At 37.3% G+C, this 16,485-nt stretch carries 15 protein-coding genes; 9 read left to right on the top strand and 6 right to left on the bottom strand.

Going from position 1 to position 16,485, the window contains the following annotated elements:
• Nucleotides 1–388: 388 nt before the first annotated feature.
• Complete coding sequence (gene suhB, locus GA0061081_RS05365; RefSeq protein ID WP_091347835.1) at nucleotides 389–1,192, top strand: inositol-1-monophosphatase; 804 nt, start codon at nucleotides 389–391, stop codon at nucleotides 1,190–1,192.
• A 121-nt stretch (nucleotides 1,193–1,313) separates the two neighbouring features.
• Nucleotides 1,314–3,494 (top strand): heavy metal translocating P-type ATPase, encoded by a 2,181-nt coding sequence (locus tag GA0061081_RS05360; RefSeq protein ID WP_091347831.1) that lies wholly within the window; start codon nucleotides 1,314–1,316, stop codon nucleotides 3,492–3,494.
• Between the two features lie 89 nt (nucleotides 3,495–3,583).
• Here the strand turns inward: GA0061081_RS05360 and tilS are convergent, their stop codons facing one another.
• Together tilS and metC are read right to left on the bottom strand one after the other, a co-directional pair.
• Entirely contained in the window at nucleotides 3,584–4,870 is a 1,287-nt protein-coding gene (tilS, locus tag GA0061081_RS05355; RefSeq protein ID WP_091348180.1) for a tRNA lysidine(34) synthetase TilS, read from the bottom strand.
• Nucleotides 4,871–4,902: 32 nt separating this feature from the next.
• Nucleotides 4,903–6,120: a cystathionine beta-lyase gene (gene metC, locus GA0061081_RS05350; protein ID WP_091348176.1), complete on the bottom strand. Its 1,218-nt coding sequence runs from the start codon at nucleotides 6,118–6,120 to the stop codon at nucleotides 4,903–4,905.
• Nucleotides 6,121–6,224: 104 nt separating this feature from the next.
• Between metC and GA0061081_RS05345 the strand changes: the two genes are divergently transcribed.
• Nucleotides 6,225–6,845 (top strand): 4'-phosphopantetheinyl transferase family protein, encoded by a 621-nt coding sequence (locus GA0061081_RS05345; protein ID WP_091347829.1) that lies wholly within the window; start codon nucleotides 6,225–6,227, stop codon nucleotides 6,843–6,845.
• Nucleotides 6,846–6,895: 50 nt separating this feature from the next.
• Here GA0061081_RS05345 and GA0061081_RS05340 read toward each other — a convergent pair whose 3' ends face one another.
• Nucleotides 6,896–7,669 carry a tyrosine-protein phosphatase gene (locus GA0061081_RS05340; protein WP_167349308.1) on the bottom strand — a complete coding sequence of 258 codons (774 nt, stop codon included), beginning with the start codon at nucleotides 7,667–7,669 and terminating at the stop codon, nucleotides 6,896–6,898.
• 100 nt (nucleotides 7,670–7,769) lie between these two features.
• Between GA0061081_RS05340 and pepB the strand changes: the two genes are divergently transcribed.
• Nucleotides 7,770–9,050 (top strand): aminopeptidase PepB, encoded by a 1,281-nt coding sequence (gene pepB / locus GA0061081_RS05335; RefSeq protein ID WP_091347823.1) that lies wholly within the window; start codon nucleotides 7,770–7,772, stop codon nucleotides 9,048–9,050.
• Nucleotides 9,051–9,106: 56 nt separating this feature from the next.
• Here pepB and GA0061081_RS05330 read toward each other — a convergent pair whose 3' ends face one another.
• Entirely contained in the window at nucleotides 9,107–9,673 is a 567-nt protein-coding gene (locus GA0061081_RS05330) for a peptidylprolyl isomerase (protein WP_091347819.1), read from the bottom strand.
• Nucleotides 9,674–9,951: 278 nt separating this feature from the next.
• Between GA0061081_RS05330 and GA0061081_RS05325 the strand changes: the two genes are divergently transcribed.
• From GA0061081_RS05325 to robA, 3 genes are all read left to right on the top strand, one after another.
• Nucleotides 9,952–10,623, top strand: coding sequence for a phosphoribosyltransferase family protein (locus GA0061081_RS05325; RefSeq protein WP_091347815.1), 672 nt, complete (start codon nucleotides 9,952–9,954; stop codon nucleotides 10,621–10,623).
• Nucleotides 10,624–10,723: 100 nt separating this feature from the next.
• Nucleotides 10,724–11,305: a Fe-S biogenesis protein NfuA gene (nfuA, locus tag GA0061081_RS05320; protein WP_180214359.1), complete on the top strand. Its 582-nt coding sequence runs from the start codon at nucleotides 10,724–10,726 to the stop codon at nucleotides 11,303–11,305.
• Nucleotides 11,306–11,401: 96 nt separating this feature from the next.
• Nucleotides 11,402–12,325, top strand: a complete 924-nt coding sequence (robA, locus tag GA0061081_RS05315) for an MDR efflux pump AcrAB transcriptional activator RobA (RefSeq protein WP_091347812.1) — start codon at nucleotides 11,402–11,404, stop codon at nucleotides 12,323–12,325.
• A gap of 46 nt (nucleotides 12,326–12,371) precedes the next feature.
• Here robA and trpR read toward each other — a convergent pair whose 3' ends face one another.
• Both trpR and sltY read right to left on the bottom strand, forming a co-directional pair.
• The gene (gene trpR / locus GA0061081_RS05310) at nucleotides 12,372–12,656 is read right to left on the bottom strand and encodes a trp operon repressor (RefSeq protein ID WP_202112706.1); all 285 of its coding nucleotides are present in this window, start codon (nucleotides 12,654–12,656) and stop codon (nucleotides 12,372–12,374) included.
• A gap of 11 nt (nucleotides 12,657–12,667) precedes the next feature.
• Nucleotides 12,668–14,608 carry a murein transglycosylase gene (gene sltY, locus GA0061081_RS05305; protein WP_091347806.1) on the bottom strand — a complete coding sequence of 647 codons (1,941 nt, stop codon included), beginning with the start codon at nucleotides 14,606–14,608 and terminating at the stop codon, nucleotides 12,668–12,670.
• 162 nt (nucleotides 14,609–14,770) lie between these two features.
• Here sltY and iscR point away from each other — a divergent pair, with 162 nt between their 5' ends.
• Nucleotides 14,771–15,226, top strand: coding sequence for a Fe-S cluster assembly transcriptional regulator IscR (gene iscR, locus GA0061081_RS05300; protein WP_091347802.1), 456 nt, complete (start codon nucleotides 14,771–14,773; stop codon nucleotides 15,224–15,226).
• A 44-nt stretch (nucleotides 15,227–15,270) separates the two neighbouring features.
• The gene (locus GA0061081_RS05295) at nucleotides 15,271–16,485 is read left to right on the top strand and encodes an IscS subfamily cysteine desulfurase (protein WP_091347800.1); all 1,215 of its coding nucleotides are present in this window, start codon (nucleotides 15,271–15,273) and stop codon (nucleotides 16,483–16,485) included.

Raw genomic sequence — 16,485 nt, 5'->3', positions numbered from 1 at the left:
CTTCGCTGTGCTCAGATGTTCAAATTTGTTCCAGACAAATTTGTCCGACGCCGCCGCTCGGTCTTAACGCACCGTTTGTGGACGCGCTCCCGGCGCACCACAAACTCGCCAAACATCCCTGTTTGGCGTGCTAACCTCACTCTGTTGTCGGCACATTCTGACGCCGGAATAGGACAAATAACATAACCATCGTTTTTGGGATGGGTTATTGTGTTTTATAAGGTGATTTTTGTAAAAAATGCCCCGCCAAAACTATTTTACCTATCAATTCCCTTATGCTCTGGCAATAAAGTAGCAAAACCTTTATACTATGCGGTAATTTTTAGTATCTCTGAATCAGTCTTACTAAATCAATCCGTTCTTTAACATCATCAATTGGAAGAAAATTATGCATCCGATGCTTAATATTGCTATTCGCGCTGCTCGCAAAGCAGGCAATGTGGCCATTAAGGCTTATGAAAACCCTAGTTCAATCGAGATCGAAGCCAAAGGCGCTAATGATTTTGCCACTAATGTGGACCGTGCGGCCGAGGCTTTAATTGTGGAAACAATCAAAAAAGCTCATCCTGACCACACTATTATTGCCGAAGAAAGTGGCCTTGTTAAAGGTAATGATGCGGATACACAATGGATAATCGACCCAATTGATGGTACGACCAATTTTATCAAAAATATCCCTCATTTTGCTGTGTCAATCGCGGCGCGAGTTAAAGGTAAAACCGAAATTGCTGTGGTTTATAATCCAATGAGTAATGAGCTGTTTACGGCTGCTCGTGGTAAAGGTGCTCAACTTAATGGTTACCGCATTCGTGTGAGTAATGCCAAAGATTTAGACGGCAGCGTACTGGCAACAGCTTTCCCGTTTAAAGCTAAACAATACAGCGACAGCTATTTTTCCGTTTTGCAAAAGTTGTTTGTTAAGTGTGGCGATTTTCGTCGCGCAGGTTCGGCCGCTTTAGATTTGGCTTATGTTGCCGCAGGTCGTTTAGATGGCTTTTTTGAAATTGGCTTAAAACCATGGGATATCGCTGCTGGTGAGCTGATTTTGCGTGAGGCAGGTGGCGTTATTACCGATTTTGCTGGTGGTAATAATTATATGGTTTCAGGCAATGTTGTGGCTGGTAATCCTAGAATTGTAAAAGATTTATTAGTTTCTACCCAAAACGATTGGCCAGAAAAATTACGTAACTAATTTCCTTTCTTTTTTCACAGGGTTATTTAAGCCCTGTGATCACCGCTTTATTTTTGTGCATAACCTTTAATATTCAGTATATACTAACTTTAAACTCGATAAACCATATAGGGTATATATCATGAAAACGGTCCAATATCATTTTATTGTTGAAGATATGAGCTGCGCATCTTGTGTTGGGCGCGTTGAAAAAGCACTCAAAAAAGTCGATGGTGTGATTGATGTTAGCGTTAATCTTGCGACTGAAAAAGCAACGGTTGACGCTGATGAACATGTAAAGCTCGAAACATTGATGTCTGCGGTTGATAAAGCGGGTTATCATGCGGTTAAAATCACTGAGTCAGCAGGTGATCAACAAAAATCGAAAAAACCATCACTTCACTGGACTATTGTCACAGCTGTAATACTGGCTATTCCTTTTGTGCTGCCTATGCTATTAGCGCCGTTTGGGATAAATTGGATGATGCCGGCTTGGTTGCAATGGGGGATTGCATCGGTTGTACAATTTGGCTTGGGGGCTAAATTTTATCGAAGTGGCTTTAGTGCGGTTAAAGCATGGTCTGGCAATATGGATTTATTGGTTGCTATCGGCACAAGTGCTGCGTATGGATTATCGGTTTATCAGCTGATGACTGGCAATAGTGAACATCTTTATTTTGAATCGTCAGTTATTATTATTACCTTAATCTTGATCGGTAAATGGCTAGAATCAAGCGCTAAACATCAAACCACCCAAGCAATTGCAGCGCTTTCTTCGCTACGGCCTGATGTTGCGTTAGTCAAGCAAGGTGATCAAGAAGTGAGTTTACCCATTAGCCAAGTGAATGTGGGGGATATTGTTATTGTTAAGCCCGGCGAGCGCATTGCGGTTGATGGTATTGTGATTGAAGGCGCATCAAGTAGCGATGAGTCAATGTTAACCGGTGAGAGCTTTCCTGTAAATAAATCCGTTAACGATGTGGTGACAGGTGGCACGATTAATGGTGAAGGCCTACTGCTTGTTAAAACTACAGCTATTCAGGCCGATTCTACTTTATCCAAAATCATTGCAATGGTTGAATCGGCTCAGGCCAAGAAAGCACCGATTCAACGAATTGTTGATCGCATTAGTGCGATTTTTGTGCCGGTGATTTTAGTGATTGCACTAGTTACGCTATTGGCTTGGGGAATGATATTGCATGATTGGCAGCAAGCATTACTTTATGCCGTTGCGGTGTTAGTGATTGCTTGCCCATGTGCGTTAGGCTTGGCAACACCAACCGCGATTATGGTGGGGACTGGGGTGGCTGCTCGCCATGGTATTTTAATTAAAGATGCCGAAGCGTTAGAAACGTTACACAATGTTAATACGGTCGCATTTGATAAAACCGGCACTCTCACCATCGGTAAGCCCGAATTGGTTGAAATGGATATTATAGGCAGTGAGACGCCCGATCAAATTTTATCGCTAGCCGCATCATTACAAGCCGGTAGTGAGCATCCACTTGCTAAAGCCATTTTAAGTAAGGCTAAAGAGTATGGTTATGCTCAAAATATTACCTCGGTAGCGGGATCGGGGGTGATGGCAACTGTTGATAATACGCAGTATTATTTAGGTAGCTTGCGATGGATGAAATCATTAAACGCCTATTTTGTTGGCATGGACGATAAGATTAATGAGTTAGCCAGTAAAGGTTACACCATTTCATTTTTAGCTAAGCAGCAATTAGAAGGTAATGTGGTGATATTAGCGCTATTTGGTTTTGCTGATGTAATCAAGCCAGAAGCGAAAACCGCCATTGAAGCGTTGCATCAGTTAAATGTAAAAAACGTTATGTTAACTGGGGATAACCAGAAAGCGGCGAATTACGTTGGGCAGCAGTTAGGCTTGGATAAAGTCATTGCTGAAGTGTTACCGCAAGATAAAGCCAATTATGTTTATCAATTACAAAAAGAAAGTCATGTTGATACCCATCATCGAGTGGCAATGGTGGGGGATGGGATTAATGATGCGCCAGCATTGGCGGCTGCGGATATTGGGATTGCGATGGGCACGGGTACCGATGTGGCTATGCATGCAGCAAGTATTACCCTTATGCGTGGTAATCTGTTTTTAATTGCTGATGCAATCGATATTTCGCGCCGAACCTATAATAAAATCAAACAAAATCTATTTTGGGCATTTTTCTATAATTTGATTGGTATTCCACTAGCGGCATTCGGGTTTTTAAATCCAATGATAGCTGGTGCCGCTATGGCATTAAGTAGCGTGAGTGTGGTTACTAATGCGTTGTTACTTAAACGTTGGAAAGCAAGAGCTTAATCTTGTAGGGTAATCGTTAGGATTTTAATTTTTACACTAAGGCGGCTAATTACCGCCTTAGTTATTTGTGCGTTTGACTGTATAGATAATTAAATTAGGCTAAAACTGATTTGTGTGCCTTTCCCCTGTTCGGTAACAAACATGCCAACCGCGCAAATCAGTTGTTCATTATAGTAAATCAACGGGATTCGGGTACGCATCCACGGTGGCATGTTATGTTCTTGCCATAGCTTTTTTATTGATCGTGAACCATGGCGATTGATAATTTGAAATTGTCCTTGAGCATGAAATCGTACAGTGACTTGTTCATCTGCATGGGGTAAACGGCAAGATAAATCAGTTTGATAATTAGCCTGTAATTGACCAATACTATCAGGAAGAATTAAAGGCAAAGCCAAATCCCAATTAAAAATTTGTTGTTCAATATCTTGATATAACGGTAATAAATAGAGTTGATTTTGATAGCGACGAATTTGCCTGTCATGTAGTATGAATTTAGGATTGGCATCTTCTTTTGCTAGCACAACCGTTTGCCAAATGAGTGCTAATTGTTTTTGGCTTGGCATAGTGATTTGTTGGGATCGTAGCCACATGCGCATTATAGCATTGCGTTTATATTCTGAACACGCCATTAAAGGCGCTAGGTTTAGCTGTCCTTGTTGGCTAACCATCTGTTGAAAATCAGCCAATAATAATTCATTAATTAACGCTTCTTGCTGCTGACATAATTCAGCACTGCGTGCCACCATTTGCGAAAAATGTGGCCAACGTTGATTCAATGTTGGTAAGACCTTTAAGCGTAAAAAATTGCGGTCATAACGATCATCTTGGTTACTTTCATCTTCTATCCAGTTGAGTTGATGCTGATTAGCATAAGCTTCAATTTGTGCGCGTGAAATGGTTAATAAAGGGCGAAGATGTTGCTGATTTTCCTGTGGCATGGCAGCTAACCCCGCTGGACCACTCCCGCGTTTTAATGCTAAAAGGAATGTTTCGCATTGATCATCAAGGTGTTGTGCAGTGCATAACGTTTCATTATCTGTTAAGTGACGATAGATAGCTTGGTAACGTGCATTTCTGGCTTGTTCTTCGATGTTTCCTGCGCTAGGATCGAGTTTGACTTTTTCAATGATGAGCGGCACTTGCCATGCTTGGCATTGTTTTTGACAATGCATTGCCCAGTTATCAGCATTGTTGCTTAAACCATGATGAATATAGATCGCTTTTAGCTTTAAATCAGGTAATAATTGCTGTTTGAGTGCAACTAGTGCATCCATTAATACGGTTGAATCAACACCACCACTATAAGCAACCAGTAGTGCTTTGTGGTGTGTTATTTTATGCATAATTGTTTGTTTGATGCTTTCATCAAACATTGTTTGGTGTGGGTTATTCATCTTCTATTTAATTACACCAAGCTTTGTAATGCATTGGCTTTATTTTTATGTTGTTTGATTCTATCTAAACCAGCAGCAAGATCAGCAATTAAATCATCAGGATCTTCAAGACCTATATGTAGTCGAATAAGCGTTCCTTCAAAGTCTATGCCAGATACAGGTCTAATATTTGCTAGTTCTTCAGGTTGATTGGCTAAAATTAATGACTCAAATCCACCCCATGAATAAGCCATTGAGAAATAAGTTAAGTTATCAAGAAAATCAGACAATTGCACGTCGGTTAATCGATCTTTGAGTATAAATGAAAATAAGCCACTTGCGCCTGAAAAGTCACGTTTAAAAAATTCGTGTCCTTTGCAACTTTCTAATGCTGGGTGATTGACGGTTGCTACTTTTGGGTGACTGGCTAGCCATTTTGCTACTTTTAAACCGCTTTCGTGATGTTGTTTTAATCTTATTGCTAATGTGCGTAAACCACGCGCAGCCATATAGGCGGTGTCCGCATCACACATTTGTCCCATTAAGTAAGAACGTTCGCGCAATGTTTCCCAACAGCGCTCATTAGCAACCGCGGTGCCTATCATGGCATCAGAATGGCCGATAAGATATTTGGTACCGGCTTGTATTGAGATATCAATATCATGCTCTAACGCTTTAAATAAAATACCCGCGCCCCATGTGTTATCTATCATAATGATGATTTCAGGATTAACACTTCGAATGGCTTTAACAATGGTGGGTATGTCTTGAACTTCCATGGTTATTGAACTTGGCGATTCAAGAAACACGACTTTAGTATTTGGCTTAATGTGATTTGCGATAGAGCGACCAATTAATGGTGAGAAGTAATCAGTTTGAACACCAAAATCTTTTAAAATGTGCTGGCAAAAATCTTGAGTGGGTTCGTAAACGGCTTCTGATACTAAAATATGATCACCCGTTTTCACAAAAGCCAAAATAGCATTAGTAATAGCTGCTGCACCACATGGATAAAGGTAACAACCGGCACCACCTTCAATTTCAACCATCGCATCTTGTAGTGCAAAATGGGTCAATGTGCCGCGGCGACCGTAGAATAATGCGCCATTAGCACGGTTTTTTGTGGCTTCTTTTTTGGTTTCAATAGAATCAAAAACCAGTGATGATGCACGTTGAATAACCGAATTAACTGCACCTTGTGTATAACGCTTTTTACGTCCTGCGTGGACTAATTTTGTTGGTAATGACATGATGATTCCTTTTGCAATTTTATAAATTTTTATATTTTTATAACAGTTAGAATAGCATGCTGTTAAAATAGTAAAAAATAATTTTTGTGAACGCTTGCTGACCGATGACACTAATAATTCAACTTGCTAATTTGAATCATACCGAAATTGACTTTTCATTATTGCCTCCACAAATTGTTGCTGAAGCTGATAAATTCAATGATGAACGCAAAAAACAGTTTTTAGTGTGTCGCTCAATATTGGCCAATTTGCTTAAGCAGTACTGTCATATTCCAACTTTACCAGCCATGGTCATTGGCGATAATAGTCGCCCTCGTTTTTTAGAACGTCATTTACCCGATTTTAATATTAGCCATAGCCAAGATGCGGTGGCGGTGGCGATTTCATTAACGGGGATGATTGGACTTGATATTGAAGTGGCACGCCCGCGCAAAAATTATTTAAAGGTGGCTAAAAACTTTTTTGCGGATGATGAATATCAATGGATGCTTAAGCAAGACGATACATTAGCGGCTTTTTGGCAATTATGGACGTTGAAAGAGTCGGCATTAAAACTGTATGCCAAAGGGGTGTGGCAAGTTAAATCGGTTAAAGTTGACTTAAACCAGCAGATGATTATAGCCCCTTTTGGGCAAGACTTTTATTATCAATATCGTCAAGTAGGCGACGTTCATCTTTCTGTGAACAGTAATCAACCGATTTCTAAATTGATTTTGTTATCTTAATATAGCCTTTTGCTATTATCTATTAGGGTAAAATAAATCATTGCTATTTATTAAACTAAATAGATATCTTGGATTATTTTTCTATTGCGTGCGTTTAATTGATATTCCTGTGATAGCCAATTGTCAATGGTATCGTAACGTGTTTTAATTGCGTCAAATGCGGCCGTTAAATACTCTTTTTTGGCGGCAAAAATTAATTTGCGGTTTTCAAACTCCTCAGGAGTAATCTTATGTTGGTATTGGCGTAATAGGTTTTCACGATAATCTGACAATAGTTGTTCAGTCAATAAATAATCTTGCATGATAGCTTCTTCACTCACACCTAAAGCAAACAGCGTTAATGCTACGCCAACACCTGTACGATCTTTACCCACTGCACAATGTTGCACTAGCGGTTTACCTTGTGAGTTTAGTAGGATTGATGAAAGTTGTTGGTAAGCTGGATTATTAAATGGGAGTAGTTGATAAAGCTTAACCATAAAATCAAATGGCGCATTTTTTTTAAGTGTTTGGTGGGCACTACCTAGATCGCTTGTTAAACTTGCGGTGACTGTATCGCTCAAAGGGTTAGCAGGTACATTAATATAATGAGTGTTTTGCCATAATTTATCTGGATTTCGGGCAATTTCATCAGGATCGCGATAGTCTAAAATATAATGCAGGTTTAACTCATTAGATAAAAAAGTCTGTTCTTCTGGCGTAATCAGTGAAAATGCACCAGAACGGTATAGCATGCCAGAGCGAATATGACGACCATCGGTTGTTTTGATTCCACCTAAATCGCGAAAATTAATCCCATTTTTTATTTGTACAACGGTTGTCATCATTCACCCTTATTTATTCTTAACTTCGCTTGCTATATTAACATGTTTCTGATTAGAATTAAGCCACAGTTTTGCTTAACTCATGATTAAGGTATTTATTATGTCAACGTTATCTATTTTACTTTCTGATCAATCAGCTCCAACACAATGGGGAAAGGATGCTCTTCTGAGTTTTTCCGATAATATTATTACTATTCACTATAAGTCGGAACATCGCTTAGGTGCAATTCAACGCGCAGGAAGAAAGCTAGATAACCAAGGGATAAGTTCAGTTAAATTAAGTGGTGAAAATTGGGATCTTGAAGCTTGTTGGCATTTTTGGTTAGGTTATCGTAATGCCAAAAAAAGCACGAAGGTCAATTGGCCAAAACTGAATACCAAAGATAAACAAGAACTAAAACATCGTTTGGCAATTATTGATTGGTGTCGTGATATTGTTAATGAGCAAGCCGAAACATTAAGTCCTATTGAGTTAGCAACAAAAGCTGCTAAGTTAGTTAGCACTTATTCATCTGATGTAACTTATAAAATTATTTCAGGTGACGTTTTAAAAGAGCACGATTATATGGGGATTTATACGGTAGGTAAGGGGTCAGATAGGCCAGCGGCATTACTTGAGCTTGATTATAATCCCACTCAAGACTCTAACGCACCTATTATCGCTTGTTTAGTCGGTAAGGGAATTACATTTGATTCGGGTGGTTATAGCTTAAAACCAAGTAGCTTTATGGAGTCAATGCGTTCTGATATGGGTGGGGCTGCACTAGTTACAGGTGCTTTAGCATTGGCTATTGCACGAGGGATAACTCATCGTATTAAACTTTATTTATGTTGTGCCGATAATTTAGTCAGTGGCAATGCCTTTAAACTTGGCGATATTATTCGTTATCGTAATGGCAAAACGGTTGAAGTTGATAATACCGATGCCGAAGGACGCCTTGTTTTAGCTGATGGTTTAATTTGTGCCGATAATGACAAACCCCATTATATTATTGACTGCGCAACGCTCACGGGTGCGGCTAAAATTGCAGTGGGGAACGATTACCAATCCTTGCTCTCATTCGATGATAACTTTGCTCACCAATTGCTAGCGAGTAGCGATTTGGAATATGAAGCTTTTTGGCGATTACCATTGGCTGAATTTCATCGTACTCAGTTTCCATCGTCATTTGCTGATATGGCAAATTCAGGATTACCTAATACCGCAGGGGCAAGTACTGCAGCGGCTTTCTTATCACATTTTATTAAAAACTATCAACAAAACTGGTTACATATTGATTGCTCTGCAACATTCCGCAAAAGTGCGACCGCTTTATGGGCAACGGGTGCAACAGGCGTTGGGGTTAGAACAATTGCTAATTTACTTAGCAAACTTAAATAAGACCGAAAAAAAACCACTTGAAAAAGTGGTTTTTTTATTTCTATATTATCAATTAGTTAATTGCTTTCAATAACAGTCGCTTTTTTAATGTAAATTGGCTCAACGGGTACATTTTTATGTGGTCCGACGCGTTTAGTTGGCGCATTAACAATTTTGTCAACGACTTCCATTCCTTTAATTACTTTACCAAATACAGCATAACCATATTGCTCTGGAGATTGGTAATTAAGAAAGTCATTGTTAACGACATTGATAAAGAATTGGCTAGTTGCACTATTTACTTCACTGGTTCTTGCCATTGCAATGGTGCCGCGATCATTTTTTAAGCCGTTATCTGCTTCATTTTTGATGGGTGGATTATTATCTTTGAACTGTAGTTGATCATCAGCGCCACCACCTTGAATCATAAATCCAGGAATGACCCGATGGAAAGTTAAATTCTCATAAAATCCACTATTAACGTAATCAAGAAAATTTTTAGTGGTAATTGGGGCATGTTCGCTATCTAGTTCAATTTCAATATCGCCCATGCTAGTTTGTAATAACACCTTAGTGTCTGCTAACGCAACAGTAGAAAGCAAAGTTAGTAATATTGTAATAAATAATAGTTTGATTTTTTTCATATATTAATTCCTTGAATCTAGGCGTGGGGCTGATTATACCGAATATTTAATTATTTTGAATAATTATTATGAAAAATCTGATAATTTTTTGGGTTGTAGATCGTAGAAGTATTTAATTGTATGCAGTTACAAGATTAGTTTGCTCTATTATATTTGTCTTTCTTGATAAGAAAAACAAAAGTCAGTGGTTTATAAAAAATGTTTTTTTATGACTTCAGTTTTTATATTGAAACGTCATATTACCTAAAATTCTTTTTACAAATTAAGTATGTGATACTATGCGATGCATTTTATGTGATATGCCTTTATCTTTGCCTCATCATGGTATTTGTAGTCAATGTGTTAAAAATCTACCTAAATTTAATAAGGTCTGTCATCAGTGCTGTTTGCCGCATTCTTTATCAACTGATATATGTTATCGTTGCCGTGTAAAAAAACCGTACTGGGATGAGCTTATTGCCGTTTCTGAATATATTAATCCGCTGAAAAAGTTGATTCATCACTTAAAATTTTATAACAAAATTGAACTAAATACGGCATTAGCAAGATTAATGTTTTTGGCTTGGTATCAACGGCGAGAAATGGATGCTTTAATTAAACCTGATTTGGTCACTTGTGTGCCGTTACATCATATTCGTTATTGGTCGCGTGGTTTTAATCAATCTGAGTTATTAGCTAAGCCTATTGCTAGATGGTTAAATCGTGACTTTGATCCTCATTTGTTGTCTCGAAAGAAAAGTGGGCTAGACCAAAAAAATCTGACTCTTACCGAACGAATCTCTAATGTCGAAACGCTTTTTATGTGCAATCAAGATCTTTCACACAAATCGGTCATGCTTATTGATGATATTGTAACAACTGGTAATACAATTAATGTCATTAGCCAGCAACTGAAAAAATGCGGTGCAATACGAGTTTATGTCCTTTGTTTATGCCGTACAGTATTGTAAAATCCTAAACACCCTCTATAATAACCAAGAAAGTTAGTCAACTATTATTATAAATGATGTTAGGTCTGTTTATTGCCTAATTACATTGAAGTGAGGGGTTATGTCTATTATCACTATTTCTGAATCAGCTCAACAGCACTTTAAAAAATTGCTTGCTAATCAACCCGATGGAACTCAAATTCGGGTATTTGTTATTAACCCCGGTACGCCAAGCGCAGAATGTGGTGTTTCGTATTGTCCGGCTGATACAGTAGAAGATGGCGATATAGAAGAAAAATATGCTGATTTTTCAGTTTATATCGATGAAATTAGTGCGCCATTTTTAGAAGAGACCGTTATCGATTATGTGACGGATGAATTAGGTTCGCAATTAACATTAAAAGCACCAAATTCAAAAATGAAAAAAGTGGCAGATGATGCACCACTCATTGAGCGTGTTAATTATGCAATTCAAGCACAGGTTAACCCACAATTAGCTAGCCACGGTGGGCATGTGAGTTTAGTTGAGTTGACCGAAGATAATTACGTTATATTACAATTTGGTGGTGGTTGTAATGGTTGTTCAATGGTCGATTATACTTTGAAAGAAGGTATTGAAAAACAATTAATGGCAGAGTTTCCTGAACTGGCTGGTGTAAAAGATATCACTGAACATCAAGCAGGAGCGCATTCTTTTTGTTAGAAATAGCTGGAAATAATTTTTATTTAAACCTTGCTTATTACTAAGATTAAGTCATAATCGATAAACGTTTGCCATTTGATATTGTGATGGAGTTTTATGAATCAAGTTAGTATTATTTCAGATCTTATCGTTTGGATTGAAAAAAATTTGGAACAGCCATTATCTATTGATCATGTTGCACAAAAATCAGGCTATTCTAAGTGGCATTTACAACGTATGTTTAAAGATGTAACCGGTCAAGTTCTTGGTACTTATATTCGCCATCGTCGTTTAACTTATGCCGCACTTGCTTTGCGTATGACAAGTAAACCAATTTTAGATATTGCGATGCAATATCGTTTTGATTCCCAGCAAACTTTTACCCGATCTTTTAAAAAACAATTCAATGAAACTCCAGCAAGTTACCGTCGGGGGGAATTTTGGGATCCTACAGGGTTAACACCGGCTATTGAGCTTAATAAAAACCGGCTTTCATTGCCCGAGCCAAAGTTTGTGAATATGCCTCAAAAAACTTTTTGGGGCATTACCTTTAAGAATAATTGTAATTTGAGTCAATTATTAGATGAAGAAAATAAACTAAGAACGCAATTTTTTTATAATTATATATCTCGTTGTAACCATAAGTGTGAAAATCTACCCGACAAAATTTATGCTTTTAGCCGTATATTGAAAAGCAAAGATAATGCTAATGAACAAGAGCTTCTTTATACTATCGCTTTAGATCATAATAATAATCTTGAAAATATTGAACAGGTTGTAAGTGAAGGGGGATTGTATCTTTGTTTTAAATATATTGGCTCTCCTGATGAGTTTTGTGATTTTATTTCGCAAGTGCATTTAGCCGCTATGCCAGCTTTAAAAGTACGTTTGCGTAGCTCTAGTTGTGTAATTGAAATTCATCATAACCATCATGATGGTACCGCTGAGTCGGTTAAGGATATCACACATATGGAGTGTGATTATTGTGTGCCGGTTGTGGCTGAAAGTGATGTCAATATCCAATCAAATTCATCGTTATAACGAAATATACCAATTTGTTGATAGATATTGACTGGTTTATTTAAATTTATGATTTTAATAAAATATTTTCTAACCATTTTTTGAATTCAGGCGTCGCTTCTTTAAGGCTATTAGATCCTCTAGTGACTGTTGCAATACCAATTTTCAATTGCTCTTTAAGTTGTCGCTGATTGATTGAACCATCAAGTAGTGAATGTACAATTTTTACACGAGTAATTAAAGCATCGCGCTCATCAGCGGTCATTAATAGTTTCAATATATCAAGTGAATAGCCATCGTTAAATGCTTGGTGTAATATTTCAACTGTTTGTTTCCATTCGTTAGTTTTCATTAGAATCACCATTAATATTGTTTATTAAATTCATTTGAAGTAAGAATACTGACATTTTTTTGCCCTAAAATTATTTGATAAATATAGTCATATACCAATACATTTTTGACATAATTACGCGTTTCAGTAAACGGTATACTATCAATAAATGCGATAGCATCAAGTTTTCCGTCACTCGCTTTTAACCAGCGTTTAACGTTATTTGGACCTGCATTATAAGCTGCTGAAGATAATATACGATTATTATCGTTTTGCAGATACACAGTGTTTAGATAGGAAGTACCTAGCTGTATATTCGTTTGAGGGTCAAACAATTGTGCAGATGAAACATAAGTGACTGAATTAACTTTTTTGGCTGTTTCTTTGGCTGTAGCCGGCATTAATTGCATTAATCCTCGAGCACCTGCAGGTGATTTGACGGTAGTATCAAGTGCACTTTCTTGACGAGAAATAGCTAAAGCATAGGATAATGCGATCGCTTTATCTTTTAATGCGTTGTTATATAAGTCTTTGTACATAATTGGTAAACGTTCACTCCAATTATTCCAAAGCTTGCCAACAATAGTTGCTTGAATACTAAGATCACCCCAGCCTTTTTGTAAGGCATATTGAGCTAATGCTAAATATTCATTTTTGTTGGTTTGCTTATTTAACATATATCGCCATTCGTTGCTTGATTCTGACACCATACCAAAATAATATAATTCGTTAATTCTTTTTACATAGGGTTGATTATCATATTTAGACTTTAGTGTTGATATTTCAGATGGTGTAATCTTTTCAGATTGGTTGTTGAGCGAATAAGGCTGGTTAAGTGTTTGTGCACTTATCATGCCATAAAATCCACGTTTAGTTGTTAGTGTTTGTAAAATTTGGTTAGCTTCATTTTTTTGATTTTTATTGAGTAATACTCGAGCTTGCCAATATTGCCACTCTTCTTTTAATTGATCTTCTGGCGATAATTGTGCTATCCAATAAGCAATATCAGTAAAGTTATAGTTATCGATAGCAAGTCGAATACGCTTTTCGACTAATGTTGTATCATGATATTTGGCAATATAGTTATCACGCCATTTAATTTGTTCATCAGTTGCAGAATCATTAAAGTAACTGTTAGCCAAACTTTTTTGTAATGTAACTTGCTCCACTTCATTTAAAGCCTGCTGTTTAACCAATTTTGGCAATAGTGATGCAGCTAAATTCATATCTGCTTTTACTAAGCGAGGAAATGATGCTAAGACAATCTTTTTAGTGAAAGGGCTAGCTTTAATATTTTTTGAAAAACTTTCTAATTTTTTAGGATTATCAAGTACAGCTAGTAAATTACTTTTGATTGTTTTGTAGTTGTCATCAAGTAAGTTAGCTAGATGTCTGGCTAATTTTAAATTATTTGCTTCAATAGCTAGTTCAATACGTGATAGTACTAAATTGGCTGTTAGCTTACCTGCTTGATCCCATGCATCAAGTAATGGATCGCACGCAGAAGGAAGTTCTTTGCTGGTCATCCAAAGTGATTCAATAGCGCTAAATGCCGCTTCGTTATTTCCTTGCTGTAGTAATGCATATTGATAGCGACAATTAGAGAGTGTGGAGTTATCTTTGGGAAACGAAATGATTGCATTCCAATCTTGACGATTACTTAATTCCGTTAGATAAGATTGTGTTAGTGAAGCCGTTAGCGGAAAATCACTGTATTGGTTGACAAAATCACTTACCATTTGTGGTGAAACTAATCTAATATTATTCTGAAAAAACTGCATGGCAGCATAAGGGTATAAAGGATAATCTTTTATGGTAGTAAGCAATGTTTGCTGTTCTTCAAAAGTCAGTGATTGATAAGAATTAAGCCATTTTTGATAATGTTCTCGTAAAGCCTTTTGAGAATCAGTGGCGTAAGTGTTACTGGTGAACAGTAGGCCTATTATTAAAAAATAATGTAAAACTAATTTCATCCTTTAATCCTTATCAGAACTCATTTTATTAGATTAGCATATTAAGCTATGATTCGTCGATGATGAACTACAGCCTAATTCCTACTAAAACACTCAACTAAATACTTGACTAAATTAAAAGGATATATACAATAAGTATTAATAAATATAGGGGAATAATCAATGAAACTGACATCTAAAGGACGATATGCGGTGACGGCAATGCTTGATGTTGCTCTGCACGCTGATTCAGGACCGGTATCACTTGCTGATATTTCAGAGCGTCAAGAAATTTCACTTTCTTATCTGGAACAATTGTTTGCTCGATTACGAAAAAATGGTTTGGTTCTAAGTGTCAGAGGTCCAGGCGGAGGTTATATTCTGAGTCGTTCTATGGATCAAATTGCTATTAGTTCAATTGTTAAAGCTGTCGATGAGACAGTCCATGCAACGAAATGTCATGGGCAAGATGGATGCCAAGGCGGTGTTAGGTGTTTAACTCATACACTATGGAATGATTTAAGTGAACGAATTGAGGACTTTTTAACGAGCATTACATTGAGTGAACTGGTCAATAATAAAGAAGTTAAAGCCGTAGCTAGTCGACAAAGTAATATACAACACCTTCAAATTAATTAATAAAATACAATATACAATACAGAATTTGTCATTGGGAGTAATTAATGAAACTACCTATTTATATGGATTATGCAGCGACAACCCCTGTAGATCCTAGAGTTGCTGAAAAAATGATGCAATATTTAACGCCAGACGGTATATTTGGTAATCCAGCATCTCGTTCCCACAAATTTGGTTGGCAAGCTGAAGAAGCAGTTGATATTGCACGTAATCAAATAGCTGATCTTATCGGAGCAGATTCGCGCGAAATCGTTTTTACGTCAGGTGCAACAGAAGCGGATAATTTAGCAATCAAAGGTGCTGCTCATTTTAATCAAGCCAAAGGTAAGCACATTATTACTTGTAAAACCGAACATAAGGCTGTGCTTGATACTTGTCGCCAACTTGAGCGAGAAGGCTATGAAGTAACTTATTTAGCACCAGAATCTAATGGTATAATCAATCTAGATAAACTTGCAGCAGCAATGCGTAGTGATACAACCGTTGTATCAATTATGCACGTCAATAATGAAACAGGCGTAATACAAGACATCGAAAAAATTGGTGAGATGTGTCGTGAGCGTGGTATTGTTTTTCATGTTGATGCAACACAATCGGTTGGTAAATTACCCATTGATGTGACTAAATTAAAAGTTGATTTAATGTCATTTTCGGGTCATAAGATTTATGGTCCAAAAGGTATTGGTGGGCTTTATGTAAGGCGCAAACCACGTGTGCGCATTGAAGCACAAATGCATGGTGGTGGTCATGAACGTGGGATGCGATCAGGCACTTTACCTGTACACCAAATTGTGGGTATGGGCGAAGCATATCGTATCGCTAAAGAAGAGATGGCAACCGAAATGCCACGCTTATTAGCCTTAAAAAATCGTTTATGGAATGGTTTAAAAGATATCGAAGAAGTCTATCTTAATGGATCTTTAGAGCACAGTGTGCCAAATATCTTAAATGTGAGCTTTGCTTATATTGAAGGTGAATCATTGATGATGGCTTTAAAAGATTTAGCTGTTTCATCTGGCTCAGCTTGCACATCTGCAAGTTTGGAACCCTCTTATGTACTTAGAGCATTAGGTCTGAATGATGAGCTTGCTCACAGTTCAATTCGTTTTTCTATTGGTCGTTTCACCAAAGAAGAAGAAATAGATTATGTTATTAAATTAATTAAAGAATCTATTGAAAAATTAAGAGACTTATCGCCACTTTGGGAAATGTTTAAAGATGGCGTTGATTTAACAAAAATTAAATGGTCAGCACATTAA

Origin of the sequence: Gilliamella bombicola (genome assembly GCF_900094945.1) — a bacterium.
Lineage (GTDB): Bacteria > Pseudomonadota > Gammaproteobacteria > Enterobacterales > Orbaceae > Gilliamella > Gilliamella bombicola.
The sequence above is the reverse complement of the archived record's forward strand: the minus strand, read 5'-3'. Positions and strand labels throughout refer to the sequence as shown.

Bases quoted from the DNA above. Each gene is read 5' to 3' on its own strand.
- suhB (WP_091347835.1), top strand. From the start codon at position 389: ATGCATCCGATGCTTAATATTGCTATTCGCGCTGCTCGCAAAGCAGGC.
- GA0061081_RS05360 (WP_091347831.1), top strand. From the start codon at position 1,314: ATGAAAACGGTCCAATATCATTTTATTGTTGAAGATATGAGCTGCGCA.
- tilS (WP_091348180.1), bottom strand. From the start codon at position 4,870: ATGTTTGATGAAAGCATCAAACAAACAATTATGCATAAAATAACACAC.
- metC (WP_091348176.1), bottom strand. From the start codon at position 6,120: ATGTCATTACCAACAAAATTAGTCCACGCAGGACGTAAAAAGCGTTAT.
- GA0061081_RS05345 (WP_091347829.1), top strand. From the start codon at position 6,225: ATGACACTAATAATTCAACTTGCTAATTTGAATCATACCGAAATTGAC.
- GA0061081_RS05340 (WP_167349308.1), bottom strand. From the start codon at position 7,669: ATGACAACCGTTGTACAAATAAAAAATGGGATTAATTTTCGCGATTTA.
- pepB (WP_091347823.1), top strand. From the start codon at position 7,770: ATGTCAACGTTATCTATTTTACTTTCTGATCAATCAGCTCCAACACAA.
- GA0061081_RS05330 (WP_091347819.1), bottom strand. From the start codon at position 9,673: ATGAAAAAAATCAAACTATTATTTATTACAATATTACTAACTTTGCTT.
- GA0061081_RS05325 (WP_091347815.1), top strand. From the start codon at position 9,952: ATGCGATGCATTTTATGTGATATGCCTTTATCTTTGCCTCATCATGGT.
- nfuA (WP_180214359.1), top strand. From the start codon at position 10,724: ATGTCTATTATCACTATTTCTGAATCAGCTCAACAGCACTTTAAAAAA.
- robA (WP_091347812.1), top strand. From the start codon at position 11,402: ATGAATCAAGTTAGTATTATTTCAGATCTTATCGTTTGGATTGAAAAA.
- trpR (WP_202112706.1), bottom strand. From the start codon at position 12,656: ATGAAAACTAACGAATGGAAACAAACAGTTGAAATATTACACCAAGCA.
- sltY (WP_091347806.1), bottom strand. From the start codon at position 14,608: ATGAAATTAGTTTTACATTATTTTTTAATAATAGGCCTACTGTTCACC.
- iscR (WP_091347802.1), top strand. From the start codon at position 14,771: ATGAAACTGACATCTAAAGGACGATATGCGGTGACGGCAATGCTTGAT.
- GA0061081_RS05295 (WP_091347800.1), top strand. From the start codon at position 15,271: ATGAAACTACCTATTTATATGGATTATGCAGCGACAACCCCTGTAGAT.